Annotated in this window: 20 protein-coding genes; 9 read left to right on the top strand and 11 right to left on the bottom strand. The window is 71.3% G+C overall.

From position 1 onward, the window contains the following. Positions 1-34: 34 nt before the first annotated feature. Positions 35-1,345 (top strand): cation:proton antiporter, encoded by a 1,311-nt coding sequence (locus ACZ56B_RS11630; RefSeq protein WP_468788751.1) that lies wholly within the window; start codon positions 35-37, stop codon positions 1,343-1,345. A 1,133-nt stretch (positions 1,346-2,478) separates the two neighbouring features. Here ACZ56B_RS11630 and ACZ56B_RS11625 read toward each other — a convergent pair. The 7 genes from ACZ56B_RS11625 to ACZ56B_RS11595 form a co-directional block, all read right to left on the bottom strand. After that, positions 2,479-2,934 carry an SgcJ/EcaC family oxidoreductase gene (locus ACZ56B_RS11625; RefSeq protein WP_468788749.1) on the bottom strand — a complete coding sequence of 152 codons (456 nt, stop codon included), beginning with the start codon at positions 2,932-2,934 and terminating at the stop codon, positions 2,479-2,481. A gap of 41 nt (positions 2,935-2,975) precedes the next feature. Beyond that, on the bottom strand, positions 2,976-3,431 hold the full coding sequence (locus tag ACZ56B_RS11620; protein ID WP_468788745.1) for an SgcJ/EcaC family oxidoreductase: 456 nt from the start codon (positions 3,429-3,431) through the stop codon (positions 2,976-2,978). A gap of 34 nt (positions 3,432-3,465) precedes the next feature. Beyond that, positions 3,466-3,948, bottom strand: a complete 483-nt coding sequence (locus ACZ56B_RS11615; protein WP_468788747.1) for an SgcJ/EcaC family oxidoreductase — start codon at positions 3,946-3,948, stop codon at positions 3,466-3,468. A gap of 41 nt (positions 3,949-3,989) precedes the next feature. After that, positions 3,990-4,445, bottom strand: coding sequence for an SgcJ/EcaC family oxidoreductase (locus ACZ56B_RS11610; protein WP_468788745.1), 456 nt, complete (start codon positions 4,443-4,445; stop codon positions 3,990-3,992). A 478-nt stretch (positions 4,446-4,923) separates the two neighbouring features. Continuing rightward, positions 4,924-6,516, bottom strand: a complete 1,593-nt coding sequence (locus ACZ56B_RS11605) for an MFS transporter (RefSeq protein WP_468788743.1) — start codon at positions 6,514-6,516, stop codon at positions 4,924-4,926. Positions 6,517-6,701: 185 nt separating this feature from the next. Continuing rightward, entirely contained in the window at positions 6,702-7,883 is a 1,182-nt protein-coding gene (locus ACZ56B_RS11600) for an acyl-CoA dehydrogenase family protein (RefSeq protein ID WP_468788741.1), read from the bottom strand. A gap of 58 nt (positions 7,884-7,941) precedes the next feature. After that, positions 7,942-9,390: a nucleotide disphospho-sugar-binding domain-containing protein gene (locus ACZ56B_RS11595; RefSeq protein ID WP_468788739.1), complete on the bottom strand. Its 1,449-nt coding sequence runs from the start codon at positions 9,388-9,390 to the stop codon at positions 7,942-7,944. Positions 9,391-9,589: 199 nt separating this feature from the next. Between ACZ56B_RS11595 and ACZ56B_RS11590 the strand changes: the two genes are divergently transcribed. Genes ACZ56B_RS11590 through ACZ56B_RS11580 form a run of 3 tightly spaced genes read left to right on the top strand, consistent with a single transcriptional unit; the run spans position 9,590 to position 13,097 of the window. Then, a complete protein-coding gene (locus ACZ56B_RS11590; RefSeq protein ID WP_468788737.1) occupies positions 9,590-10,255 on the top strand; it encodes an O-methyltransferase in 666 nt (221 codons plus the stop codon). 3 nt (positions 10,256-10,258) lie between these two features. Further along, positions 10,259-11,818 carry a 4-hydroxyphenylacetate 3-hydroxylase N-terminal domain-containing protein gene (locus ACZ56B_RS11585; protein WP_468788735.1) on the top strand — a complete coding sequence of 520 codons (1,560 nt, stop codon included), beginning with the start codon at positions 10,259-10,261 and terminating at the stop codon, positions 11,816-11,818. A gap of 46 nt (positions 11,819-11,864) precedes the next feature. Then, on the top strand, positions 11,865-13,097 hold the full coding sequence (locus ACZ56B_RS11580) for a cytochrome P450 family protein (protein WP_468788733.1): 1,233 nt from the start codon (positions 11,865-11,867) through the stop codon (positions 13,095-13,097). A 488-nt stretch (positions 13,098-13,585) separates the two neighbouring features. Here the strand turns inward: ACZ56B_RS11580 and ACZ56B_RS11575 are convergent, their stop codons facing one another. Beyond that, the gene (locus tag ACZ56B_RS11575; protein WP_468788731.1) at positions 13,586-14,188 is read right to left on the bottom strand and encodes a dihydrofolate reductase family protein; all 603 of its coding nucleotides are present in this window, start codon (positions 14,186-14,188) and stop codon (positions 13,586-13,588) included. A 628-nt stretch (positions 14,189-14,816) separates the two neighbouring features. Here ACZ56B_RS11575 and ACZ56B_RS11570 point away from each other — a divergent pair. From ACZ56B_RS11570 to ACZ56B_RS11550, 5 genes are all read left to right on the top strand, one after another. Next, positions 14,817-16,223, top strand: a complete 1,407-nt coding sequence (locus ACZ56B_RS11570) for a nucleotide sugar dehydrogenase (protein ID WP_468788729.1) — start codon at positions 14,817-14,819, stop codon at positions 16,221-16,223. Continuing rightward, positions 16,220-17,215, top strand: coding sequence for an NAD-dependent epimerase/dehydratase family protein (locus ACZ56B_RS11565; protein WP_468788727.1), 996 nt, complete (start codon positions 16,220-16,222; stop codon positions 17,213-17,215). Before ACZ56B_RS11570 ends, ACZ56B_RS11565 begins: the two co-directional genes overlap by 4 nt. Before the next feature lie 267 nt (positions 17,216-17,482). After that, positions 17,483-18,499 carry an alcohol dehydrogenase catalytic domain-containing protein gene (locus tag ACZ56B_RS11560; RefSeq protein ID WP_468788725.1) on the top strand — a complete coding sequence of 339 codons (1,017 nt, stop codon included), beginning with the start codon at positions 17,483-17,485 and terminating at the stop codon, positions 18,497-18,499. A gap of 46 nt (positions 18,500-18,545) precedes the next feature. Continuing rightward, a complete protein-coding gene (locus tag ACZ56B_RS11555; protein ID WP_468788723.1) occupies positions 18,546-19,940 on the top strand; it encodes an FAD-dependent oxidoreductase in 1,395 nt (464 codons plus the stop codon). Between the two features lie 25 nt (positions 19,941-19,965). Next, entirely contained in the window at positions 19,966-21,093 is a 1,128-nt protein-coding gene (locus ACZ56B_RS11550; RefSeq protein ID WP_468788721.1) for an abortive phage infection protein, read from the top strand. A gap of 578 nt (positions 21,094-21,671) precedes the next feature. Here the strand turns inward: ACZ56B_RS11550 and tpx are convergent. From tpx to ACZ56B_RS11535, 3 genes are all read right to left on the bottom strand, one after another. Next, positions 21,672-22,220, bottom strand: coding sequence for a thiol peroxidase (tpx, locus tag ACZ56B_RS11545; RefSeq protein ID WP_468788719.1), 549 nt, complete (start codon positions 22,218-22,220; stop codon positions 21,672-21,674). Positions 22,221-22,461: 241 nt separating this feature from the next. After that, on the bottom strand, positions 22,462-23,700 hold the full coding sequence (locus ACZ56B_RS11540; RefSeq protein ID WP_468788717.1) for a class I SAM-dependent methyltransferase: 1,239 nt from the start codon (positions 23,698-23,700) through the stop codon (positions 22,462-22,464). 240 nt (positions 23,701-23,940) lie between these two features. Then, a complete protein-coding gene (locus tag ACZ56B_RS11535; RefSeq protein ID WP_468788715.1) occupies positions 23,941-24,708 on the bottom strand; it encodes a helix-turn-helix transcriptional regulator in 768 nt (255 codons plus the stop codon). Positions 24,709-24,721 lie beyond the last annotated feature (13 nt).

Below are 24,721 nucleotides of genomic sequence, written 5' to 3'. Positions count from 1 at the left end.
CATGGGCGGAAAACATCACCGAGGAGTTTCTCTGATGGTAGCCCCGGTGGAGTCCCTGGACTCCCACTCGTTGCTCGTCTTCCTGCTCCAGGTGGGCGTGCTGCTTCTCCTGGCCGTAGTGCTGGGCCGCCTCGCAGTGCGCATGGGAATGCCCCCGATCACGGGGGAGCTGACCGCGGGCGTCTTGCTGGGACCCTCGCTGATGGGATGGATGGCCCCGGACCTCTCCGGCTGGTTGTTGCCGGCCGATCCGGCGCAGATCCACCTGCTCGACGCAGTCGGGCAGATCGCCGTCCTGCTCCTGGTGGGGCTCACCGGAGCCGAGATGGACCTCGGCCTGATGCGCCGCCGAGGCCGTACGGCATTGCGGATCAGCCTGTCCGGGCTGATCATTCCCCTCGGACTCGGCATCGCCGTCGGTTACCCGCTGGCGCAGGTGCTCTCCCCCGGTAGGTCCGACACCACGGTCTTCGCGCTCTTCATGGGCGTGGCCATGTGCGTCAGCGCGATCCCGGTCATCGCCAAGACGCTCATGGACATGAATCTCATCCACCGGAACGTGGGTCAGCTGACGCTCATGGCCGGCATGGTCGACGACGCTTTCGGGTGGTTCCTGCTGTCGATCGTCTCCGCGATGGCCGTGGGCGGTCTCGGAGCCGACGACATCGCCCTCACGCTGATGCGCATGCTGCTCGTCCTGCTCCTGGCGGTCGTGATCGGGCGTCCCCTCGTCCGGACCGCCCTGCGGCTCAACGCCGGTTCCCAGGAGCGGATCGTCGCGATCTTCGCCGTGCTGGTCCTGCTCGCCGCATCCGGCACCCAGTCCCTCGGACTGGAAGCGGTCTTCGGGGCGTTCGTCTGCGGCATCCTCATCGGTTCGAACAAGGAGTTCACCGCGGAGCGCACGGCCGGGCTCCGCACCGTCGTCCTCGCCGTGCTGGCTCCGCTGTTCTTCGCGACCGCGGGGTTGAGGGTCGACCTCAGGGCGCTGAGCCGGCCCGAGGTGCTGGCGGCTGCTCTGGCCGTGCTCGTCGTCGCGGTCGTCGGCAAATTCGCCGGGGCCTACCTCGGAGCCCGGCTGAGCCGGCTGAGCAAGTGGGAGGCGCTGGCGCTCGGCGCCGGGATGAACGCCCGCGGTGTCATCGAGATCATCGTCGCGATGGTCGGCCTGCGACTGGGGATCCTGGACACCGCCACGTACACCATCGTGGTCCTCGTCGCCGTGGTGACCTCGATCATGGCGCCGCCACTGCTGCGCCTGGCCATGAACCGCGTCGAGTACTCCCAGGAGGAGCAACTCCGCCTGCACTCGCGGGGCGAGGTCCTCGACGGACAGCGGAGCTGAGGGGCCCCGTGGGCGGGGGCCGCGAGCCGAAAGGGCGGTGACGGCCCCGCCGCGTCCGGGCGCGCGAGCTGCGCGTGGCGGGCGCCCGGAGGATCCCCGCTCCCCGGCCGTCCCGCCCCGCGGACGTGGGTCCGGGCCCGCCGTCCGCGAGGCCGGCGGGCCCGGGGACCCGGGGACCCGGGGACCCGGGGACCCGGGGCGGAACCGTGCGCTCGCCGCCGGACGGGGTGCCGGGGCGCCCGCTCCGCCGGCCGCGGCGGGCGGGTCGCCGTCGACCGGGACAGGGCCGGGAGGCGTCCTTGAGGTTCACCGCGGTGGCGATGCCCCCCGCGCGGGACCGTCCGTCCGGCCGACGCCGCTCCCCGCCGTCCTGCGGAGCGGTTGGCTGCCCGTCCGCAGTGGACGGTGACGGGAAGGAAGGGGGAAGAGGAGACCGCCCGCTCCTTCCCCCGGTTCCCACGCGCGGCTCACCGAAGACCCCGCGGCGGGAACCGGCTCGTGGCGCGGGACCGTCGGCCGGGGCCGGAACCTGTGGAGCGGGGGATCCGTGAGGTACGTGCGCCGTTGTGGGCGCACGGGTCGCGCGGAGGCGTCGGGCCGACGGCGGGACGCGCGCTGTCCTCGCGGCCGCTCGGTGCGCGGAGCCGGGGACGGGTGCGCCGGCGGACCCACCCGCGGATCGAGGCCGCACGGTGCGGCCGTTGCCGGAGAAGTCGGCGGGGCCGACCGGGCGGTCCCGCGGGCACGGCCCGTACACGCGCGGCGTCGGGAGGAGGGACCGGCGCAGTCCGCCGGAGCGGTCCCTCACGGCCGGGGAGGTTCCGGGCCGGCGGTCTCCACGGCGGCCGGGCGCCGGGGGCGTGCTGGGCGGCCGGCAACACCGATGGGCACCCGGCGGGCGCAGCCGGGCCGTTCCCGGCTGCGCCCGCCGGGTGCCGGTGGGCGCCTCTTCACGCGTCGTCGCTGGGTCCGCAGCCGGGTGCCGCACGGTGATCCGTGCGCCTGCGCTGCCGCGTCGCCTCCGAGGGAGAGCCGGGGGCGGCGGCCCCTTCTCACGATCACACGGCCGTGCGCGCGCTGCTTGCCCCGCGGTGCGTGCGGCCGGTGCGGGAAGGGAACGCGCCGGACGGCCGTCAGCCCTTGACCGGGCTGGTCTGGCGGCAGACGACCTTCCAGTCGCCGTCGTGCTTGACGAGCACCCACATCGCCCGGTACTCGTCCTCCGGCGTCCAGGTCTCGGCCGCCTCGGCCACCTGCCCGCCCTGTGTGACGGCGAGCGCGACCTGCGGGGTGAGCAGCCTGACCTCCAGGGGCTCCTCGGGAATCCGCGTGCCGCGGTACTGTTCCTGGAAGGCCTTCTTCAGGAAATCCCTGATCTGCTCACGGCCGGTGAGCTGCTCGTCCCCCAGGAGCAGGCTGCCGTTCTCCGTGAACATGCCGGCGACCGCCTCGGCGTCCTGGGACTCCCATGCGGCCCGGACGCGCAGGGGCGCGGTGTACGCGGCGCCTTCCTCTCCGTTGGAGTACGAACCGTAGTAACCGGCCCACTGCTTGGCCTGGTCGACCAGCGCCGCCGCCTTTGTGGACATGTGTGTTCTCCTCGTGTGTGGGTGGGGAGGGGTTCCGGTCGTCACCAGCGCAACGTCGCGCCGGCGCCCCGCGGGCTGTTCTGGTAGCCCGCCAGCTTCCACTCGCCGTTCCGCTTGACGAGCACCCAGGTCGACCGCACCGCCAGCTCCGGGGCGATCTCCGTCTCCCCGGGCGCCAGGATCCCCCCGTGCGTCCGCAGCAGGGCGACCTCTTCGCTCACGAACCGCACGTCGACCGGTGTGCCCGTCACACCCGTCCCCTTGAACGGCCCCGCATAGGCGGCCGCCATGAACGAGCGGATCTCCTCACGGCCCTTCTTCAACACGTCACCGGGGAGGATCAGAACGCCGTCCTCGGTGAACTGGTCCGCCACCCCGTCCGCGTCGTTCTTCGACCACGCGGCGACCAGGCGCAGCGGAACTCCCAGGGCCTCCTTCTCGCGCTCACTGGTGAACGAGCCGTAATAGGCGTCCAGATCGGAAACCACCACAGACATCACAACCTCCACGTCAACGGGATCCCGGCCCGGATCAGCCCCTGACCGGGCTGCTCTGGTGGGACAGGAGCCTGGGCGTGCCGTCGACGTCCTTGACGATCACCCACATCGCCCGGATCTCGTGCTCGGGGGAGACGGTGGTCCCGCCCGCGGGGATGATCCCTCCCTCGGTGATCACCATGGCGGTGTCGTCACTGAGGAAGGTCACCAGGAGCGGGCCGCCGCTCACGCGGGCGCCCTTGTACGGTCCGGCGAAACCCGCGGCCATGAAGGCACGGATCTGCTCGCGGCTGGTGAGCTGCTCGTCCTGCATGAGCAGGCTGCCGTTCTGCGCGAACAGGTCGGCGAACGCGTCCGCGTCGTTGGCCGCCCAGGCGGCTTGTATCCGCATGGCCACCGAGAGGACGGCCTTCTCGTCCTCGCGAGTGAACTCCCGGTAGTAGGAGAGGTCTTCCTCGACCCCGTCGGCGGAAAGCAGATCTGAGGCGTTACCCCATGTGGACACCGCAGTGGACATGTGTGTTCTCCTCGTGTGTGGGTGGGGAGGGGTTCCGGTCGTCACCAGCGCAACGTCGCGCCGGCGCCCCGCGGGCTGTTCTGGTAGCCCGCCAGCTTCCACTCGCCGTTCCGCTTGACGAGCACCCAGGTCGACCGCACCGCCAGCTCCGGGGCGATCTCCGTCTCCCCGGGCGCCAGGATCCCCCCGTGCGTCCGCAGCAGGGCGACCTCTTCGCTCACGAACCGCACGTCGACCGGTGTGCCCGTCACACCCGTCCCCTTGAACGGCCCCGCATAGGCGGCCGCCATGAACGAGCGGATCTCCTCACGGCCCTTCTTCAACACGTCACCGGGGAGGATCAGAACGCCGTCCTCGGTGAACTGGTCCGCCACCCCGTCCGCGTCGTTCTTCGACCACGCGGCGACCAGGCGCAGCGGAACTCCCAGGGCCTCCTTCTCGCGCTCACTGGTGAACGAGCCGTAATAGGCGTCCAGATCGGAAACCACCACAGACATCACAACCTCCACGTCAACGGACTCGGACAGGCCTACCGAACGCTTCTAGAAGAGAGTTGCTCCTTCCTGACGGCAACGACATCTTTTAAGTTGCGAACATCCGCCGCCGGATCCGGCACGGGGCGGCCGAAGGGCCGTCGGCGTGAAGGAGCGTGGTCGGGGCGATCCGGGAACCGGGTCCGACCGGCTTCCGGCCGGCGGGACGCCGTCGCCGGAAGCCGTGCCGTCGGGGCTCTCCGAGGCCCGTCTCCGACGATCGTCCTCGCCCGTCGAGCCGGTGCGGCACGGCCTCGTACAGCCGGTCCCGTGCGTCGGCCCGGGTCCGGGACGGGAGACCCCGGCGGGCGGTCGGCTCCGGGATGCTGCCGAGTCCCCGGGCACGCTCCTCGCCGGGGCCGGTGGCGCAGAGACGGCAGGCCGGCCCCCGTGATCACGGGGGCCGGCCTGCCGTTGGGCTGTGGGGCGTGGTGCCCGTCCGTCAGGTGTGTACGGCGCTCTCGTCGGCCGTCTCGGCGCCGGCCGCCGCGTCGTCGGCCGGCGGTGCGGGCGGCGGCGTCGGGACGGGAACGTGCCGGATGGTGGCGTACGCGAGCGCCGCGAGGCCGAGGAACGCGACGGCGCAGATCGCGGCCGTGGAGTTCAGCGCGCTGGTGAAGGCGTCGTGCGCGGCGGCGAGGATGCCGTCGGCCACGTCGGGGGACTGGTTGCCCGCCGTGGCGGCCGCACTGGCGATGCTCTCCTGCGCCGCGTCGGCCGCCCCCTCGGGGACGTCGTCGGGCAGGTCGAGCGCATTGGTGTAGAACCCGGTGGCGATGGTGCCCACCGTGGCGATGCCCAGCGCGACGCCCAGTTCGCCGCCGGTCGACTGCAGCGAAGCGGCCGAGCCCATGCGCTCCGGCGGCGCGGCGCCCATGACGACCTGGTTGACCAGGACGCCGATCGGGCTTCCGCCGAGGTAGACGATGCTGGTGCCGATGACCAGCATCGCCGTGCCGCCGACGACGTCGACCTGGGTCAGCAGGAACATACCGATCGACGCGATGACGAGGCCGGTCATCAGGACGACGCCCGGGCGCACCTTCTGGCTGATCGGAGTGGTCAGCTGGATGCCGATCACCATCACACCGGCGGGGATCAGCAGCCACAGCGCGGTCTGCAGGGCCGAGTAGCCTCCGACGATCTGCAGGAACTGGGTGACCAGCAGGCCCATACCGCCCTGGATCATGGCGAACAGCAGACCGAGCACCAGGCCGCCGCTGACGGTGCGGATGCCGAACAGGCTCAGGTCCAGCAGCGGGCTCTCCAGCCGGCGCTGCCGCATGACGAAGGCGACGCCGGACACCACGCCGAGCGCGAACACCAGGATCGGAAGGGCCGACCAGCCGTAGCTCACCGTCTCCTTGAGGCCGTAGATCACCGGCAGGATCGCGAGCAGGGACAGCAGCACGCTCAGCAGGTCCAGCTTGCCCGCCATGGGGTTCTTGATGTCCGGCAGCAGCTTCGGAGCGGTCACCAGCAGGACGAGCATGACGGGCACGGCGACCAGGAACACCGAGCCCCACCAGAAGGCGCCGAGCAGCAGGCCACCGATGGCCGGGCCGATGGCGATGCCGGCCAGCATCGAGGTCGCCCACACGCCGATCGCCGCACTCATCTGCTTGGGGTTCTGGAACATCGTCATGATGAACGCCAGCGTCGACGGCATGATCGTGGCGCCGGCGATACCCAGCAGGGCACGGACGACGATCAGCATCTCCGGGCTCGTCGAGTACGCGGCGACCACCGACAGGATGCCGAACGCCGTCGCACCGACCAGCAGGACCTTGCGCCTGCCGATCCGGTCGCCGAGCGTGCCCATCGTGACCAGGAAGCCCGCGATGAGGAACCCGTAGATATCGGTGATCCACAGCTCCTGCGTGCTGGACGTGTGGAGGTCCGCGGAGATGTGCGGCAGCGCGAGGAAGAGGGCGGTGATGTCCATGGCCGCCATGAAGGTGGGCAGCGCGAGCACGACCAGCGCCCACCACTGCCGCCGTCCGGCGCTGGGTGGGGCTACGCCTGTGACGGTCATTGTTTTCTCCTAACCAAATGGTGCTAGCCATTCGAAATCCGGACGATCCACTACGTGCCGCGGAAACCAACGTGCACGTTCCGTGAGAATTTCAGGCTCACGGTGACGCGACAACTTCCTTATTGCGGTTTTCCGTTGCACGTGGTGAACGGTGGGGGGCGGGCATCGCGGCGACCCGGCTGCCGTCAGATGTAGGGGGTGTCCGGCTCGAGCCCGCACAGGACCCGGCCGTAGAGTTCGGCGTTGGTGGCCGGGTTGATCAAGGCGTGCAGCGCCGCGGCACGCAGGTCGTTCGCGATCCGCTGGATCGGCACGTCCCGGTACACCGACGACCCGCCGCTCGCCGCCGCGAGGGTCTCCACGGCCGACTGGGCGAGGGAGCAGACCGTGCCGACGTCGGCGCGGGCGCGGGCGCGTTCCTCCAGTTTCCACGGCGCGTGGTCGGCGGCCTTGGCGTCCACGGTCTCGGCGAGCCGGACCGCGTGGAACTCCGCCTGATCGATCTTCTGCGCCGCATCGGCGACCTGCAGGTGGGTGACCGGTGCGGCGCTCTGGCTCTCGTAGCCGGTGTAGGTGATCTTGCGGGCGGGCAGGCGCTCGTGGAAGACCTCCCGCGCGGCCTTGGCGAGACCGAGCAGCGTGCCGGCGGTCGAGGCGGTGGCGACCGGCAGCAGCGGTGTCCGGTACATCGGGATCCGTGCACTGGCCGCCGACGCGGACCGGCCCTGCAGGACCGCGGGCAGCGGCACGACGCGTTCCGCCGGCACGAACAGGTCCCGGGCCGTCGTCGTGATGCTGCCGCTGCCCTTCAGCCCACTGGCGTACCAGTCGTCGATGGTCTCCAGGTCGGACATCGGCACCAGGGCCATCACCGGGTAGGGCTCGCCCCCCTCGGGGAAGAACATCGAGATGATCACCTGCCAGTGGGCGTGGTGAGCACCGGAGATGAAACCCCACTTGCCGTTGACGACGATGCCGCCGGGAGCCGGCGCGGCGACCGCCGACGGGCTCAGCGTGCCGCACACCCGCGCGTCGGGCACGGCGAACACCTCGTCCTGCACGGCGTCCGGGAACATGCCGACCATCCAGCCCGGGATGGAGTAGACCTGCGCGACCCAGGCGACGGAGCCGTCGCCGCGGCCGAGTTCGGTGGTGACGTCGACGAGCGTGCGGGTGTCCGCCTCGTAGCCGCCGTAGCGGGCCGGCACGCGCAGGCGGAACACGCCGGCGTCGGCGAGGGCCTCGATCACCTCCGGCGACAGTCTCCGCTCCTCGTCCGCGCGGGCGGCGCTCGCCCGCAGCAGCGGTACCAGCGCGGCGGCACGGGCCACGAGTTGCTCCCGTTTCGGTTTTTCCGTGGTCGGCACGGTGCCTCCAGACGTGTCGCTTCGCGACACGGGGGTTGATGCGGGACGGTGGCGGTGTTCAGAGGCGGCGGTTCTGCACGATGAGTTTTTCGAGGTCCGGGATGATGTCGCTCGGACTGGGCATGGCGAGCCACTCGTTGCGCAGGTTGACCGCCGCGTGGTGGAAGGCCGGGTCGTGGGCGGTTCGCCAGATCAGCTCGCGGATCTCCTCGACGCTCTGCGCACGGTGGTCGAGCCGGCCGCCCACGCCCTTGGCGATGACGAAGTCCGACACCGGGGTCGCCTCGATCTTCTTGGCCGGCAGCTCCCAGTGCGGACCGGCCGCCCCGGTGTCCTCGCGGACGCCCGCCTCGTAGCCGTTGCGGTACGTGCCGGTGCGCAGCTCGTCCGGCTCGTCATCGATCAGCTTCAGCAGCACCGACTCGCCCTCGATGTCACAGACGAGCTGCGGCACCTGGTGGGCGACGGCCGAGGCGTAGGTGCCGTTGCCGCCGTGGTGGATCAGGGTCGAGCAGGTCGGCATCAGCGCGGGCAGCGGCACCCAGTCGAACGTGCGCACGTTGCTCGGCACCTTCTCGACGTCGGCCAGCTGCATCTTGTCGAGCGTGGCGATGAACTCGATGTCCTCCAGGCCCTCGCACGCCTTGAGGATCTTCGGCGCGCGGTCCCAGTCACCCGGTATGAACCGGCGGGTCGACTCGCCGAGCGACAGCGCCACCCGGCGCGCGCCCCGGCGGCCGCAGCAGTCACAGCGGCCCTGCTCGGGCCGCTCGTACATCCAGCCCGGAGACACCTGCGGGTCCACGTAGGGCACCTGCCGCATCGCCAGCTTCTTCGTGGTCGTCGGCAGGCGGAAGTCCTCCAGCATCGGGTCGACCGTCCACTGCCCGACGAGCAGCTCCCGGTCGACCTCCAGCCCGTACTTCTCGGCCAGCGGCGCCAGCAGGCTCGCGAGCGGGTTCTCGTCCAGACCCGCGGCGCGCAGCGCGTCGGCGCTCTCGGCCAGCCGGTCGAGGGACCAGCCGAACTGGTCCTGGCTGATCAGCAGGCGAGCGTGGGCGGCGCCCGACACCTTGCCCGCGACACCGCCGGCGGGGTGGGTGGGGTCCCAGAGGATCAGGTCGGGCTTCCAGGTCCTGGCGAAGTCGACGAGGTCGCTCGCCTCGTCGCGGTCCACTCGCACGTAGTCCGAGATCGGGTTCATCAAGTACTGGAAGAACACGATCCAGTGCTCGCGGTCCTCCTTGCTCAGCCCCATCGCGTCGGCGTACTTCAGCACCAGGTCCGGGTGCGCGGGCTGGCTGCAGTCCTCGGTCAGCCGGACGGGGACCTGCTCCGGGTTGCCGAGCGGAACAGGGGTGAGGCCCGTGCCCAGGATCATCTCCGCGGAGCTGTGGTGCGTCGCGATCCGCACCTCGTGGCCGGCGCTCTGCAGCGCCCACGCCAGCGGCACCACCGGATACAGGTGGGCGTAGGAGTTCGGGTAGATGGTGAACAGGACACGCATGGGCGTTCTCCAATCGGCGGCGGGGCCCCACCACTTCCCACGTGGACAGGTGACCGTTCCGATCCTGTGATCGCCCGCCCCGCACCCGCATCTCCCCGCGTGCGGACAAGCGGTCGCAGTGCACGCAAGGAGATGCGGCCGCCCGAGGGACCGCTCGACACTGGCGAACGGACATCCGACCGGCACCGTGGGAGGCCGCATGAGTACGTTTCGGGTCGACGAGCACGCCAGCAACTACATCGTCTCGTCGTGCACGCAACCGGACCCGGTCGTGGCGGCGGTGATCACCGACACCCAGGAGCTCGGCGACCTGTACGAGATGCTGACCCCGGTGGAGCAGGCCGGTTTCCTGACCACGCTCGCCAAGACGATGGCGCCGCGCACGGTCGTCGACATCGGCACGTTCACCGGGCTGTCGGCGTTGTGCTTCGCCCGCGGCCTCGCGCCGGGCGGGCGGGTCTACACCTTCGACGTGACCGAGGACTGGATCCACATCGCACGCAGGCACTGGGACGCGGCGGGGGTCGCCGACCGGATCCAGTTCGTGCTCGGGCCCGCGCGCAGGACGCTGTCCCAACTCGTCCGCGACGGCGAGGCCGACCTGGTGTTCGTGGACGCGGACAAGCTGTCCTACCCGCACTACGTGGAGACCGCCGCCCGGCTGCTGCGCCCCGGTGGCCTGCTGATCCTGGACAACGTCCTGCTGAACGGCACGGTTTTCGCGCCGGAGGAGGTCGAGGACGACCTGCGGCGTTACGCGGCCGAGACGATACGCGAGGTCAACGCGAAGCTCGCCGTGGACGAGCGGTTCGAAACCGTGATGCTGCCCTTCGCCGACGGCGTGACGCTCGCGCGGAAGCTCTGAGCCATGGCCGCCACCGCATCCCAGCGCAGTGGACACGATCCCGACGGTGCCGGGACCGGGGACCGCCGGCGCACCCGCCCGCTGACCGGCGACGAGTACGTCGAGAGCCTGCGTGACGGCCGCGAGGTCTACCTCTACGGCGAGCGGATCAAGGACGTCACCGACCACGTGGCGTTCCGCAACCCGATCCGCATGACCGCACGCCTGTACGACGCCCTGCACGACCCGGCCACGAAGGACCTGCTGACCGCACCCACCGACACCGGTAGCGACGGTTACACGCACCGGTTCTTCCGCACGCCGCACAGCGTCGAGGACATGGTCTCCGACCAGCAGGCGATCGCCGAGTGGGCGCGGCTCGGCTACGGCTGGATGGGCCGCAGTCCCGACTACAAGGCTTCGTTCCTCGGCACTCTCGGTGCGAACGCCGAGTTCTACAAGCCGTTCGACGACAATGCGCGCCGCTGGTACCGCGAGTCGCAGGAGAAGGTCCTCTACTGGAACCACGCGCTGGTCAACCCACCGGTGGACCGCAGGCTTCCGCCGGACCAGGTCGGGGACGTCTTCGTCCACGCGCACAAGGAGACCGATGCCGGCCTGGTCGTGAGCGGCGCCAAGGTCGTCGCGACCGGCTCGGCCCTCACCCACTACAACTTCATCGCCCACTACGGGCTCCCGGTCAAGAAGCGGGAGTTCGCACTCGTGGCCACGATCCCCATGGACGCCAGGGGGATGAAGCTCATCTGCCGCCCGTCCTACACGAAGCAGGCGTCGGCGACGGGCTCGCCCTTCGACTACCCGCTCTCCTCGCGGCTCGACGAGAACGACACGATCCTCGTCCTCGACGACGTGCTCATCCCGTGGGAGAACGTGTTCGTCTACGGCGACATCGGCAAGGCGCAGACGTTCACGGGCCAGTCGGGCTTCATCGAGCGCTCGACGTTCCAGGGCTGCACGCGTCTCGCGGTGAAGCTCGAGTTCATCGCCGGCCTGCTGTCCAAGGCGCTGGAGATCACCGGCACCGAGGACTTCCGCGGCGTGCAGACCCGGGTCGGCGAGGTCCTGGCGTGGCGGAACCTCTTCTGGGGACTGTCGGACGCGGCTGCGCGCAACCCGGTGCCGTGGCGCAACGGGGCGCTGCTGCCCAACTCACAGTACGGCCAGGCGTACCGGTGGTTCACCCAGATCGGTTACCCGCGGGTGCGGGAGATCGTGCTGCAGGACGTGGCGAGCGCGCTGATCTACGTCAACTCCAGCACGGACGACTTCGCGAACCCGGACATCCGCGGTTACCTCGACACGTACCTGCGGGGCTCCAACGGGATCGACGCGGTGACCCGCGCCAAGGTCATGAAGCTCCTGTGGGACTCGGTGGGCACGGAGTTCGCGGGCCGGCACGAGCTGTACGAGCGCAACTACGCGGGCAACCACGAGAACACCCGGATCGAGCTGCTGTTCAGCCAGCTGGCGTCCGGGCAGATCGACGACTACCGCGCCTTCGTCGACAGGTGCCTCGCCGAGTACGACCTCGACGGGTGGACCGTGCCGGACCTGTCCAGCTAGCACACCCCGGAACCCGAGACACAGATCCACGCCCTAGGAGAGAACGATGTCTGAGCGAGACGGCTGCCCGATCGCGCTGACGGCGCCCGAGATGACCGACCCGGTGGCCCTGCTCGAGAGGGTCGGCAGCGACAAGCCGGTGCACAAGGTGCTGCTGCCCGACGGCATGCCGGGCTGGCTGGTGACCGGGTACAAGGAGGCCCGCCGCGCCCTGTCCGACCCACGGCTGGCCCGCAGCAACGTGCATGCCGACGAGAGCCTGCAGAAGTACCTCGCGCTGTACAACAACGAGTTCTTCCGGCACTCGATGGTCTTCAACGACCGGCCGCGGCACACCCGTATGAAGAAGCTGGTCTCCCAGGCCTTCACCCCGCGGTACCTGGAGAACCTGCGGCCCAAGGTGCAACGGATCACCGACGACCTGATCGACGCGATCGCGTCGGCGGGCGAGACCGAGGTCATCGAGTCGCTCGCGGTGCCGCTGCCGAACTCGGTGATCTGCGACTGGTTCGGCGTGCCGATGTCCGACCGGGAGGAGTTCCGGTACTACTGCGGCGTGGTGACCGGCCTCTCGGTGAGCTCGGACGAGAACGAGCTGGCCGAGGCGGGCACGTACTTCGACCGGTATCTCGGTGAGCTGATCAAGCATCGCAAGGTCGACAGCAGCGGGGACGACATGATCTCCGCGATCGTGCACGGCCAGGAGGACAACGCCACGCTGTCGGACATCGAGCTGCGGGCGAACATCTTCCTGATGCTGACCGGCTCGGTCGAGACCGCGGTGAACATGATCGCCAACGGCCTGCTGGCACTGATCCGCAACCCCGAGCAGACCGCCCGGCTGCGCGCGAACCCCTCGCTGGTCCCGCAGGCGGTCGAGGAGATGCTGCGGATCGACCCGCCGGTGGTGACCGTGGCGTACCACTTCGCCAAGGACACCGTGGCGATCGGTGACGTCGTGGTCGAGCCGGGCGAGCACGTCGTGATATCGATGCCGGCGACGAATTACGACGCCCGCGAGTTCCCGGAGCCCACCCGGTTCGACATCGACCGGCAGAAGCCGCACCTGTCGTTCAGCCACGGCATCCACTTCTGCCTCGGTGCCCCACTGGCCCGGCTGGAGGGCGACGTCTTCTTCACCACCCTGCTGGACCGCCTCCAGGACATCGAGCTGGCGGTGCCGGAGTCGAGCCTGGAGTGGAAGCCGAGCTACTTCGTGCATCGCCTGCAGGCCCTGCCGATCCGCTACACCGCCTCCACGGTCCGAGCGGCTGCCTGAGTCCTCCGGTCCTCGCCCAGGACCGTGGCCGGCGGCCGCCGGTCCTCGGCGCGTACCGGATCGGCCGGTCGCCGCGTACGGCTTCCCCACTGTCTCCCGGTGCTCCTCCGGAGCACCGGGAGACAGTGTTCGAGCGCGGCGTCGTGGTCTCGTACGGGACGGCCGGCGACGAACGGTGCGCGGACGACGTCCTCACCGGACCGGCGCACGCCCGCGCTTCCCCGGCGGGCCGTGGACCGGACGACGGTGTCCCGAGTGCCCCCGCGTGGACCGAGCGCGGCACACGGGCGAGGCCGTGGGGCCGCCGTCCCCTCGGGGAGACGGCCGATGACACCCCTGGGCGCGAACGTACCGGTGCCCCACCGGCCGTACCCGAGGTTCGGGAACGCGCGGCGCCCGCCGAGCGGGAGCGGGCCGGCTCCATCGGACCAGCGGGTTCGCCGGAACCCCTGTGCGCGCCACGTCCCCTGCGCCGTCAGCGCGCACGCTCAGCGGACCCGGTCGTAGACGAGGGCCAGCGTGCCGTGTTCGCCCGCGGTCTGGCCGGCCAGCGTCCACCGTCCCGCGGGCAGGCCGTCGTCGAAGAGGCGCGGCCCGCCGCCGAGGAAGACCGGGAAGACCGTGAGGGCCAGCCGGTCGACCTCGTCGGCCGCCAGCAGCGCCTTGACGACGCTCGCGCTGGAGAGCACGAGGATGTCGCCGCCGTCGGTGGTCCTGAGGTCCGCGACCACCTCGGTGGTCGGCTTGTCGACGACCGTCGTCCGTTCCCACGGCGCCCGGTCGAGGGTGGAGGAGAGGACCACCTTGTCGGCGTCGACGAGCCACTTCGCGAAGCCCTCGTCGCGCGGGTCGGCGTCCTGCGCGCCGATGACGGTGGGCCAGAAGCTCAGGAAGCCCTCGGCGTTGACCCGGCCGAGCAGGGCCGTCGTCGCCGACTGCCAGAGACCGGTCAGGTGGTCGCGGGCGACGTCGGTCACGGCGTACGGCATCACCCAGCCCATGTCCAGCGGGTCGTGCGGTGCGGCGTAGCGGCCGTCGAGGGAGAGGGACATGTTGGTGACGACCCGGCGGCCGTCGGTCTGCGCTGTCACTTCGTGTCCTTCGTGTCGGTGCCGACGGAGCCGTCGGTGACCGGGTGCTGTGCGTGCGGGTTCCACCGATCCCCGACCCGGTCAGCGAAGGCAGGCGTCGGCAGGACCGGCGGACGAGGACCAGGACGTGCCCCGACGCGGGCCCCCCGCCGACGCACGGTGGTCGAGTACGGGCATCCGGAACCAGGCGCGTCCGAGGTCACGCACGGTGAACCTACCAACGGCCCGGTGGGCGCCCACCGTCTCGGCACGCCGCTCACCCCATCGTGCGACCACGGGGGAGGCGGACCAGCAAGCATGAGCGGGCATGGTGGTTCTGTTCCTCCCGACCTGTGTCCTGGTGCACGGGGGCCCGGCGGACGCATCGACCACCGCGTGTGGCTTCACCCCGGTTTCCCGCTGTCCTTCCGGATATTCGGGGGACGGCGCCCGGGCCCGGCGTCGTGGCCTCGTGAACCGCCGTGCGCCGGTCCCGGGGCGCGCGGCAGCCCGCCGGATCAGGGGCGTGGTCCCGCTGCCCGGCCCGGCACGGGAGAAGACGCCACGCGCCGCGCCCTTTGTCCACGATGGGTCCAGGGGCCACCGGGCGGGCCCAGCCCGCGTCCGGAACACTGGATTGGAGACGGGAATGCGATTCCTGCCTGAGGGCGGTCAACCCACGGTCGCCGTGATCGGCTTCGGATACGTCGGCTCGTGCATCGCGGCGACCCTGGCCGACCGCGGGTTCGACGTCGTCGCGGTGGACGCCGACGCCCGGCTCGTCGACGAGGTCGAACGCGGGCATTTCCGGCTCGAGGAGCCGGGGCTCGCCGAGAAGGTCCTCGCCGGCCTGGAGTCGGGCCGGCTGCGGGTCGTCACGGACATGGCCGCGACCGCGGCCGCCGACGTCGTCCTGATCACCGTGGGCACCCCGGTCCGCGACGACGGGTCGCTGGCCGACGAACAACTGCGTGGCGCTTCCCTCGCCCTGGCCGGGCATCTGCGACCCGGCCAGCTCGTGGTGGTCAAGAGCACGGTGCCGCCGGGCACGACCCGTGAGGTCGTGCTGCCGTTGCTGGAGAGCAGCGGGCTCGTCGGCGGCGTCGACTTCGGGCTGGCGTTCACCCCGGAGCGGCTCGCGGAGGGGACGGCGCTGCGGGAGCTGAGCACCTTCCCGATCGTGGCGGGCGGGTACGAGGAGGCCAGCGTCCACGCCGCCACCGCGTTCTGGCAGCGGGCCCTGGGGGTCGAGGTGATCCCGTGCGACTCGCTGGAGGCCGCCGAGATCGTCAAGCTCGCCAGCAACTGGTGGATCGACCTGAACATCGCGCTGGCCAACGAGCTCGCCAAGTTCTGCGCGCCCCACGGCGTGGACGTGCTCGACGTCATCGCCGCGGCGAACACGATCCAGAAGGGCACGGGGAAGATCAACATCATGCTGCCCAGCGTCGGGGTCGGCGGATCGTGCTTGACGAAGGACCCGTGGATGGTGTGGAACACCGCACGGCGCTTCGGCGTGGACATCCTCACCGCCGGCGCCGGCCGGGAGGTCAACTCCGGCATGCCGGAGTACGCCGCGCGCCTGATGACCGACGAACTGGCCGCACAGGGCAAGGCCTCCGCGTGGGCGACGGTGGCCGTGCTCGGTCTCGCGTTCAAGAACGACACCGGCGACCTGCGCGCGACCCCGGTGCTCGACACGGTCCGGGCGCTCACCCGGGCGGGCGTGACCGTACGGCTGCACGACCCGCTCGTCGACGCGGAGGAGGCGGAGGCGATGTTCGGGATCCCGCTCAGCGCCACTGTCGAGGAGGCGGTCCTCGGCGCCGACTGCGTCGCGGTCCTCGCGCTGCACCGCGACTTCGCCGGCATCGACTACGCGGCGCTGCCGGTCGCGCGGAACTGCGTGCTGTTCGACGGCCGCGCGTACTACCCGAAGGAGCGCATCGCGGAGCTCACCGCGGCCGGGTACGTCTACCGCGGAATCGGCCGCGGCCCGGCCGTGGCCGGCTCGCCGGGCGAGTTCGCCGCCCACGCAGCGGAGGCGGTCCGGTGAACGGGTCCGCACGGCACACGCCTCAACGCGTCCTCGTCACCGGCGGCACCGGGTTCGTCGGCCACCACTTGGTCGAGCGGCTGCGTGACCGGGGCGACGAGGTGACCGTGTTCGACGCGGCGGCCCCGCGCGGCGCCGCGCGCTCCGGAGTGCGGGTCATCGAGGGCGACCTGCGCGACGGGACCGCGCTCGAGCGGGCCGGCCGCGGCGTGGACGTGGTCTACCACCTCGCCGCGGTGGTGGGCGTCGACCAGTACCTCGCGCGCCCGCTCGACGTCATCGACGTCAACTTCTCGGGCACCCGCAACGTCCTGGACGTCGCCGCCCGGGCAGGCGCCAAGGTCGTCCTCGCCTCCACCAGCGAGGTGCTGGGCAAGAACCCGGCGGTGCCGTGGTCGGAGGACAGCGATCGGGTCCTCGGCTCGACCGCGTCGGACCGGTGGTCCTACTCGTCGAGCAAGGCGCTGGCCGAGCACCTCACGTTCGCCTTCGCCCGCCAGCACGGCCTCGAGGCGACGATCGTGCGCTACTTCAACGTCTACGGGCCCCGCCAGCGTCCCGCGTACGTGGTGAGCCGCTCGGTGCACCGCGCCCTCAACGGCCGCCCGCTGGTGGTGTACGACCAGGGCCGGCAGACCCGCTGCTTCACGTTCGTCGACGACGCGGTGGCCGGCACGATCCGCGCGGCGGACGAGCCGGCCGCGGTCGGCGAGGTGTTCAACCTCGGCAGCATGGTCGAGACGACCGTGGGCGCGGTGATCCGCCTGGTGGCCGAGCTCACCGGCACGACGTCCGTCGTGGACGTCGACACCGCCACCGCGCTCGGGAAGTCCTACGAGGACCTCGAGCGCCGTGTGCCGGACAACGCCAAGGCGGGCCGGGTCCTCGGCTGGCGCCCGGAGACGTCCCTGCGGGACGGACTGGTCGAGACGATCGAGTGGGCGCGGGCCAGCGACTGGTGGCGCGCCCTGCCCGACAGCGGGGCCGAGTGACCGGACCCCGGCGGCCGGCCCACGGCGAACGGGTTCCCGCCGCCGGGGAGGACCGGGCACCGGTTCCCGCTCCGTCCGGTGGCCGGTGCCCGCGACACGGCCGGGAACGGTCCAGCCGGTACCGCCGCGCGCAGGGGGCGCGCCGTCACACCGGGGCGCGCACCGGCGATCCCGCACGCCCGAAGGTGCGACGGGGCGCCCGCGGATGCGAGCGTCGCAACGCGGGTCGCGCCGGCGCCCGGTTCGACGGAGACGAGGTGGTTCCCGATGAAGGCAGTCGTGATCCCGGAGGCAGGCGCCACCTGGGAGGTCCGTGAGGTCCCCACGCCCGTCGCGGGCCCGGGCGAGGTACTCGTCCGGGTGCTGGCCAGCGGAGTGTGCTCGAACGACGTGCTGGCCGGCAAGGGGATCCTGCCGTTCCCCTCGACCGACCCGGCCATCCCCGGCCACGAGCCGGTCGGTGAGGTCGTCGAGGTGGGACCCGGTGTCACGAGCCGGTCGGTCGGCGACCTCGTCGGCACCACGTGGATCCGCGGCACCTGCGGGGAGTGCGCGTACTGCGCGCTCGGCGCACCGCTGTCCGCGCGGGCCGCCTTCCTCTGCGCGGCGCCGGTCTCCACCGGGTTCACCGTGCCGGGCGGGCAGGCCGAGTACCTTGCCGTACGGGCCGAGGAGACCGTCCGCATCCCCGCCGGTGTGACCCCGGAGCAGGCCGTGCCGGTGCTGTGCGCCGGTTACACCGCCCTCAGCGCCCTACGCGCCGCGCACGCCCACCCGCACGAGCGTGTCGCGGTACTCGGCGTCGGCGCGCTCGGCCACCTCGCGCTGCAGTACTCCCGCGCTGCGGGCCACGACACGGTGGCGATCACCTCGTCCCCCGACAAGCACGACATCGCCGTGGAGCTCGGCGCGGCCGCGGTCGTCGCGGACGGGGCCGGCCTGCTCGCCGCGGGCGGCGCGGACGTCGTGCTGGCCACGGGGCCCTCCTACGCCGCGGCGGCCGACGCGATGGCCGGTCTGCGTCCCGGCGGGCGGCTGGTCCTCGCCGGCATCGACACCTCCGGGGCGTTCACCCTCCCGCCGACGCTGCCGTTCTTCGGACTCGGGCAGCGGATCGTCGGGGCCACGCACGACGGGACGCCGGTTCTCGAGGACGCGCTCGCGCAGGTCGCCGCCGGCGCGGTGCGGCCGGTCGTCGAGACCTTCGAGGCGGAACAGATCGCCGAGGCGGTGGCCAAGGTGGACAAGGGCGAGGTCCGGTTCCGCGCAGTCGTCCGCTACTGACACATCCATCACCCCGGCGAGCGGGGCAGAACCAGGAGGAACACGCATGCGCGACCACGTCGGAAACCGCGCCGTCGTTCTCGGCGGGAGCGTGGCCGGGAGCCTGGCCGCCCGGGTGCTCGCCGAGTTCTACCACGACGTCGTGGTGGTCGACCGGGACACCGTGCTCGGCGTCTCGGCCACCCGCAAGGGCGCCCCGCACAGCCGCCACGCCCACGGCCTGCACGCCCGCGGACACCTGATCCTCGAGGAGCTGTTCCCCGGCTTCACCGAGGACATGAGGCACCAGGGCTACCCGGTCGGCGACCTCGGCGAGATGCGCTGGTACTTCAACGGCCGCCGACTGCCGTACACGAAGACCGGGCTGCTCTCGGTCACCCCGCCCCGGCCGATCCTCGAACACGAGATCCGCACCCGCGTCGCCGCGCTGCCCAACGTCACCTACCTGGAGCGCCACGGCATCCTCGGCCTGGTGTCCACCCCGGACAACGGGCGGGTCGTCGGCGCGCGGGTGCGGCCTGCCGACGGCACGGGTGAGGACGTGGTGCTCGGCGCGGACCTCGTCGTGGACGCGACCGGCCGCGGCTCGCGCACCCCGGTGTGGCTGGCGGAGATGGGGTACGAGCGTCCCTCCGAGGAACGGGTGAAGATCGGGCTCGCCTACACGACGCGCTTCTACCACCGCGTGCCCGGCTCGTTCCAGGACACGTGGTCGATCAACCCGGTCGCGTCCCCCGCCCACCCGCGCGGCGCGTTCTTCGGCCTGTCCACCGAGGACATGTGCATCGTGTCGCTCACCGGGATCCTCGGCGACCACCCACCGACCGACCCCGAGGGTTTCCTGGAGTTCGCCCGGTCGCTGCCGGTGCCGGACGTGTACGAGGGCATCAAGGACGCCGAACCGATCGACGCCCCGACCTCCTTCGGGTTCCCGGCCAGCGTCCGACGCCGCTACGAGCGGATGCGCCGCTTCCCGGACGGCCTCGCCGTGCTCGGCGACGCCGTGTGCAGCTTCAACCCGGTGTACGGGCAGGGCATGAGCGTGGCGGCCTGGGAGGTCATGACGCTGCGCGAGCACCTGCGCGGGGGACGGTTCGACCCGGGGTCCTACCTCAAGGCGCTCGGCAAGGTCGTGGACAACCCCTGGGAGGTGTCCGCGGGCGGCGACCTGGCGTTCCCCGGAGTCGAGGGCAAGCGCACGGTCAAGAGCAACATGGGCAACGCCTACGTGGGCCGGGTGCAGTACGCGGCCTCGAAGGACTCCGAGGTCGCCAGGGGTTTCATGCGGGTCGCCGGACTCATCGACCCGCCCACCGCCCTCATGAGGCCGCGGATGATGGCCCGCGTCCTGCAGATCTCCCGCGGCATGACGACTCCGGGCGGCGGCGTGCCCGCCACGGCGCCCCAGCCGTCCGGCAGGAAACTCCCCGACGCCGCATAGGACGCGGGGACCAGCAGAGAAGGAGATGACTGTGGCGAACGAGGACCGCACGATACTCGCGACGAACGGCAGCGGGCTGCACTACCGCGGGGTCGCCTACGATGTCGGCTCGAACCACCAGACCGGTCAGGGCGACCTCTCCCGCATGGTGTGGAGCGACGAGCTGATGCGGTCGGAGATCGACCTGGTGGCCGACGAGCTCAACGCCAATTCGGTGACCGTCTACGGCACCGCGCTCGACCGGCTCCGGGCGACGGTGGCGTACGCGCTCGACCGCGGCCTGCACGTGTGGCTGCAGCCGCGGCTCATGGACGGCGCGCAGCAGGACGTGCTGGACTTCATCGGCGAAGTCGGTGAGCTGGGCGAGTCGTTCCGCAGGCAGGGAGCGGACATTCATCTGAGCATCGGCTGCACGCACTCGATCCAGACCGAGGGCATCATGCCCGGCGAATTCTACCACAATCGCATGGGCAACGCCTTTCCCGACGCCGACCACCATTTCCTGAAGCCGGCCGGCCCCCTCGACCGCGAGGACATCGCGCGCAAGCTCAACGCCTTCCTCGCGAAGGCCGCGGCGGTCGGACGGGCGGCGTTCAAGGGCGGGATCACCTACTCCGGCGGCCCCTTCGAGGACGTCGACTGGTCGCTGGTCGACTACATCGGCCTGGTCGAGTACTACTACCCGCACCCGTCCCGGGAGGCTTACGCGAAGGAGCTCAACGCGTACCTCAAGTGGGGCAAGCCCGTCATGATCTCCGAGTACGGGTCGTTCACGTACAAGGACAGCCACACCAAGGGGCTGCTGGGCTTCGACATCGTCGACCGCACGGTGGAGCCCCCGACGGTGTTCCCCGGCTTCGTCCGCGACGAGCGGGCCCAGGCCGACTTCCACCTGGAGTCGCTGCGCCTGTTCGACGAGCTGGGCATCTACAGCGTCGCGGTGACCGAACTGGTCCACCCGACGCACCCGCACTCCTCGGACCCGAAGTACGACCTGGACACCGCGTCGATGACGATCACGAAGTCGATCCGCGACGACCCCTTCGACCACCTGTCGACCTACCGGGTCGAGCCGAAGGAATCCTTCCGCGCGATCGCCCGCTACTACGGCGCGGTGGCCGAGCGGGAGCGCCTCCGCACCGCCGCGGCCTGACGGGGAGGCGCGGCCGCCGTCCGTGCGCACCGGTCGGTCCGGCCGCGCCGGGCGCGGCCACGACCACCGGTGTTCGCCTCCCCGCGGATCCCGCCCGGTGCGGAAGCAGGCGCGGGCGACCGCCGCTTCGCGGGAGGCGGCGGTCCTTGCGTGCCGGGCGGCGACGCCGCGGCACCCGCGTGAGCCGTAGGCCTTGTCCGCGGTCACGTGACGGGTCGGCGGGGCGGCCGGCCCGGGCCGGTGCGAGGCGCGCGGACGCTTCGTGACGCCGGCCCGGGCCGGTCCCGACCCGCGGCGGAACGGACCGGCTGCCGCGGTCCCGGGCCACGGTCCGCGCCTCGCGGGCCCCCGGACTCCGGCCCCGCGAGCCGGCCGCCGCGGCGACTTCAGAAACGCGGGAAGCGGTCCCGGCGCCCTTCCACGTCGTCCGCCCGCGCGTGTGCCGTCCGGCCGGACACGCCGCCCCCCGGCCCGTGGCCGTACCCCGGCGGTCGGCACCGCAGGCGAAGGCCGCCGCACGGGTGGGAGGGGAGGACCCGTGCGGCGGCCTTCGCGGGACGACCGTCCGGAAGGGGCGGTCAAGCGGTGCGGTCGGCGGACCTGCGCGCGGTCCCGGCCCTCTGGACCGCGGTCACCGCGGCGTCGACGTCCGGGAGCCGCCCGACCTCCGGGACGTACTCGGCGTGGACCACCGTGTCCGCGGCATCCACCACGAACACCGCGCGGGCCAGCAGGCGGAACTCCTTGATCACCACGCCGTAGGCCAGGCCGAACGACAGGTCGCGGTGGTCGGACAGGGTCCGCACGCCCTCGACCCCCGCCGCACCGCACCAGCGGGCCTGGGCGAACGGCAGGTCCACCGACACCGTCAGCACCGGCACCCCGCCGGGTCCGGCCACGGCCTCGTTGAAACGGCGCGTCTGCAGGTCGCAGACGGGTGTCTCCAGTGACGGGACGACCGAGATCACCCGTGTGGTGCCGCTCAGCGAGGAGAACCGGACCGGCGTCATGTCGTTGCCCAGCACGGTGAAGTCCGGCGCCCGGTCGCCGACGGCCACCTCCGGGCCGAGCAGGGTCACCGGGTTCCCCCGGAACGTCGTGACCCCTGTGCGTTCGATGCTCGTCATGTTCTCCCTCTCAGCGGTGTGGTCCCGTCCGTGGCACACGTGGTGAGGCCGTCGGCGGAGACGGTGCGGACGTGGTCCCGGAGCCGGCGGGAAGGCCCTGGTGCGCGGGGGCAGGGCGCCGGCGCGGGGCGATCCGTCCGCGGCACCGCTGCACGGCGCGCCGCCCGGCGCTCCTCCTTTCGGCACCCGTCCCCCGGCCGCTCGGGGCGCGTCCCCGGCCGGGGCGCGGCGGATCCCGTGATCACCCGATCACCCGGGGCTCCGGGAGCGGGACGACGAACTTCCCCTTGAACCCCTCCTCCCGGAGCCGGGAGATCAGTTCGTCAGCGATGTGCCAGGAGAGCAGCAGGGCGTACTCCGGCTGGTCGGGACCGCACAGCCGGTCCTGGTGGACGATCGGTACGTGGGTGCCGGGGGACAGCTTGCCGATCTTGCGCGGGCTGATCTCCGAAATGAAGTCGATCTCTTCCGGTCCCAGCGAGCAGTAGTTGAGCAGCGTGACCGCTCGTGCGGGGGAAGAGGCGGCCGCCACGCGCGAGCCGTCCCTCGTCAGCACGCCCAGCAGGTCGCGAAGTCGTCCGCGGTGCTCTTCCACGCGGGCGGCGAACCTCCGGTAGACCGCCTCGTCGGTGAGCCCGAGGGTGTCCTCGTAAGCGCGGAGCGTGGTCACGGAATCGTGCACCTCGTGGGCGCCCTCGAAGCCGGCGTAAACGCGGATCGACCCGCCATGGGTGGCGATCCGTTCGATGTGGAAGACTTCGAGTCCATGGGCCCTGAAGGCCTCCTGGAGCGCCGTCAGCGAGTAGTACCTCGAGTGCTCGTGATAAGCGAAATCGTATTGCAGGGTTTCGAGGAGGTCGGGCAGGTAGTGCGATTCGGAGACGAACATCCCCTGATCGCTCAGGATCGAGCCCACCCCGCCCAGGAAGTCGTGCAGGTGGGTGATGTGGGCGAACGTGTTGAGCGCCACGACGACGTCCGCCGGTCCGGTACCCGACAGCAGGCGCGCCGCCACCTCCGAGCTGAAGTACTCCTTGACGACCGGCGATCCGCCTGGTGACTCCGCACCGTTCGGGTCGACTCCGAGGACCTCGAAGCCGCGTTCGGCCAGCTCGTCCAGCAGGCTCCCGTCGTTGCTCCCGATCTCGACGACGGAGGGGCGCCGCTCTTCCGGGCCGGGGCGCGGATCGTGGAACTTCGCCAGCTCGTCCGCGAGTTCCCGCAGATGCCTGCGGTAGCCCCCGGTCAGCCCGGCGAGGTGGTGGTAGTCACCCGAGAAGAGAATCCGCTCGCTGACCGGTTCCATGATCTGGACCAAACTGCACTGCGGGCAGAAACCCAGATCGAGCGGCCAGGATTGTTCGCTCTCCGCCTCCGCCGTGTTCTCCAGGAAGAGACAAGCGGGCTGCATACCGAGTGTCAAGAATTTGCTGACCGCGACGTTTTCGCACGTCTGACAGAACGTTGTACCGTCACTCACAGCTGGCTCCTCACACCGGCCGACCAATGTACGGACGTCCGATTGTTCGGCGTCCGCCGTGGAAGGAGCATCTCTCCGATTGCCGCGTGGCTCCCGCGACAGGACCTCGGCGGGACGTGCCGCCGGGCGTGAGCGGGTGCGACGATCCGGGGTGCTGGTCGAGCCGCTGTTGTCGGCACGGCCGGAGCCGACGGTGTCCGGCACCGGGCGTCCCGCCGGCGACCGCGGCGCCGGTGCGCCTCAGGCCGCCGCCGGCACGCCGGCACCGCTGCCGGGCAGGGCGATCAGAACCGGCGGGTCCAGGAGGTCGGCCGGGTGCAGGACGATGTCGGCGGGCATCATCAGCACACCGGGGCGCACGCTGACCGGCCCGTACCGTCCGACGGACAGGACGTTCGGGCCTCTGCCGCCGCAGCCGACCGGCGCGGGCGGACTGCCGTAGGGAACGGAGTGCGCCAGTACGTACCACGTCCCCGGGGGCACGTCCCGGAGCTCGAAGGGGCCGGGCCCGTCCATGAGGGTGTGGCGCACGGGGTGGCCCTGGGAGATGGAGCCGGGGAAGAGGCCGACGAAGACCTGGCCCAGGGCCCGGTTGCCGGGAAGCACGACCCGGCCTCGCAGGGAAGTCGGGTGGTCGGTGCCGGCAGGCGGGTCCGTACGCAGGGCCGTGACGTTCCCACTGGATTCCCGGAACCTGCTCGGCGAGACGCCGACGCACGATTTGAAGCGTGAGCTGAAGGTGCCGACGCTGCTGTATCCGACCTGGCTGCTGATATCGGCCACACTGCTCTCGGTGTTGACGAGGAGGTATTTCGCCTCTTGCAGCCGTAACGCGGACAGGAAACGCTTCGGAGAGGTCCCGGTGACTTCTCGGAAGACCCGGGTGAAGTGGAACTTGCTGAACATCGCGGTACGAGCCATGTCGTCGAGGGTCAGGTCCTGACCGAGCTGGACATGCATCTCGTCGATGACGAGACGGACGGCTTTCTCGACGGAGGCGGTGTTCATAGGCATCCCTTCG

This window comes from Streptomyces sp. NPDC034670 (assembly GCF_055574875.1).
This window is presented reverse-complemented; position numbering and strand designations above follow the sequence as displayed.

Coding starts and splice junctions, on each gene's coding strand:
- ACZ56B_RS11590 (WP_468788737.1), top strand. CDS start 9,590: ATGAGTACGTTTCGGGTCGACGAGCACGCCAGCAACTACATCGTCTCG.
- ACZ56B_RS11585 (WP_468788735.1), top strand. CDS start 10,259: ATGGCCGCCACCGCATCCCAGCGCAGTGGACACGATCCCGACGGTGCC.
- ACZ56B_RS11615 (WP_468788747.1), bottom strand. CDS start 3,948: ATGTCCACTGCGGTGTCCACATGGGGTAACGCCTCAGATCTGCTTTCC.
- ACZ56B_RS11555 (WP_468788723.1), top strand. CDS start 18,546: ATGCGCGACCACGTCGGAAACCGCGCCGTCGTTCTCGGCGGGAGCGTG.
- ACZ56B_RS11620 (WP_468788745.1), bottom strand. CDS start 3,431: ATGTCTGTGGTGGTTTCCGATCTGGACGCCTATTACGGCTCGTTCACC.
- ACZ56B_RS11550 (WP_468788721.1), top strand. CDS start 19,966: ATGACTGTGGCGAACGAGGACCGCACGATACTCGCGACGAACGGCAGC.
- ACZ56B_RS11610 (WP_468788745.1), bottom strand. CDS start 4,445: ATGTCTGTGGTGGTTTCCGATCTGGACGCCTATTACGGCTCGTTCACC.
- ACZ56B_RS11595 (WP_468788739.1), bottom strand. CDS start 9,390: ATGCGTGTCCTGTTCACCATCTACCCGAACTCCTACGCCCACCTGTAT.
- ACZ56B_RS11570 (WP_468788729.1), top strand. CDS start 14,817: ATGCGATTCCTGCCTGAGGGCGGTCAACCCACGGTCGCCGTGATCGGC.
- ACZ56B_RS11630 (WP_468788751.1), top strand. CDS start 35: ATGGTAGCCCCGGTGGAGTCCCTGGACTCCCACTCGTTGCTCGTCTTC.
- ACZ56B_RS11580 (WP_468788733.1), top strand. CDS start 11,865: ATGTCTGAGCGAGACGGCTGCCCGATCGCGCTGACGGCGCCCGAGATG.
- ACZ56B_RS11560 (WP_468788725.1), top strand. CDS start 17,483: ATGAAGGCAGTCGTGATCCCGGAGGCAGGCGCCACCTGGGAGGTCCGT.
- ACZ56B_RS11625 (WP_468788749.1), bottom strand. CDS start 2,934: ATGTCCACAAAGGCGGCGGCGCTGGTCGACCAGGCCAAGCAGTGGGCC.
- tpx (WP_468788719.1), bottom strand. CDS start 22,220: ATGACGAGCATCGAACGCACAGGGGTCACGACGTTCCGGGGGAACCCG.
- ACZ56B_RS11605 (WP_468788743.1), bottom strand. CDS start 6,516: ATGACCGTCACAGGCGTAGCCCCACCCAGCGCCGGACGGCGGCAGTGG.
- ACZ56B_RS11535 (WP_468788715.1), bottom strand. CDS start 24,708: ATGAACACCGCCTCCGTCGAGAAAGCCGTCCGTCTCGTCATCGACGAG.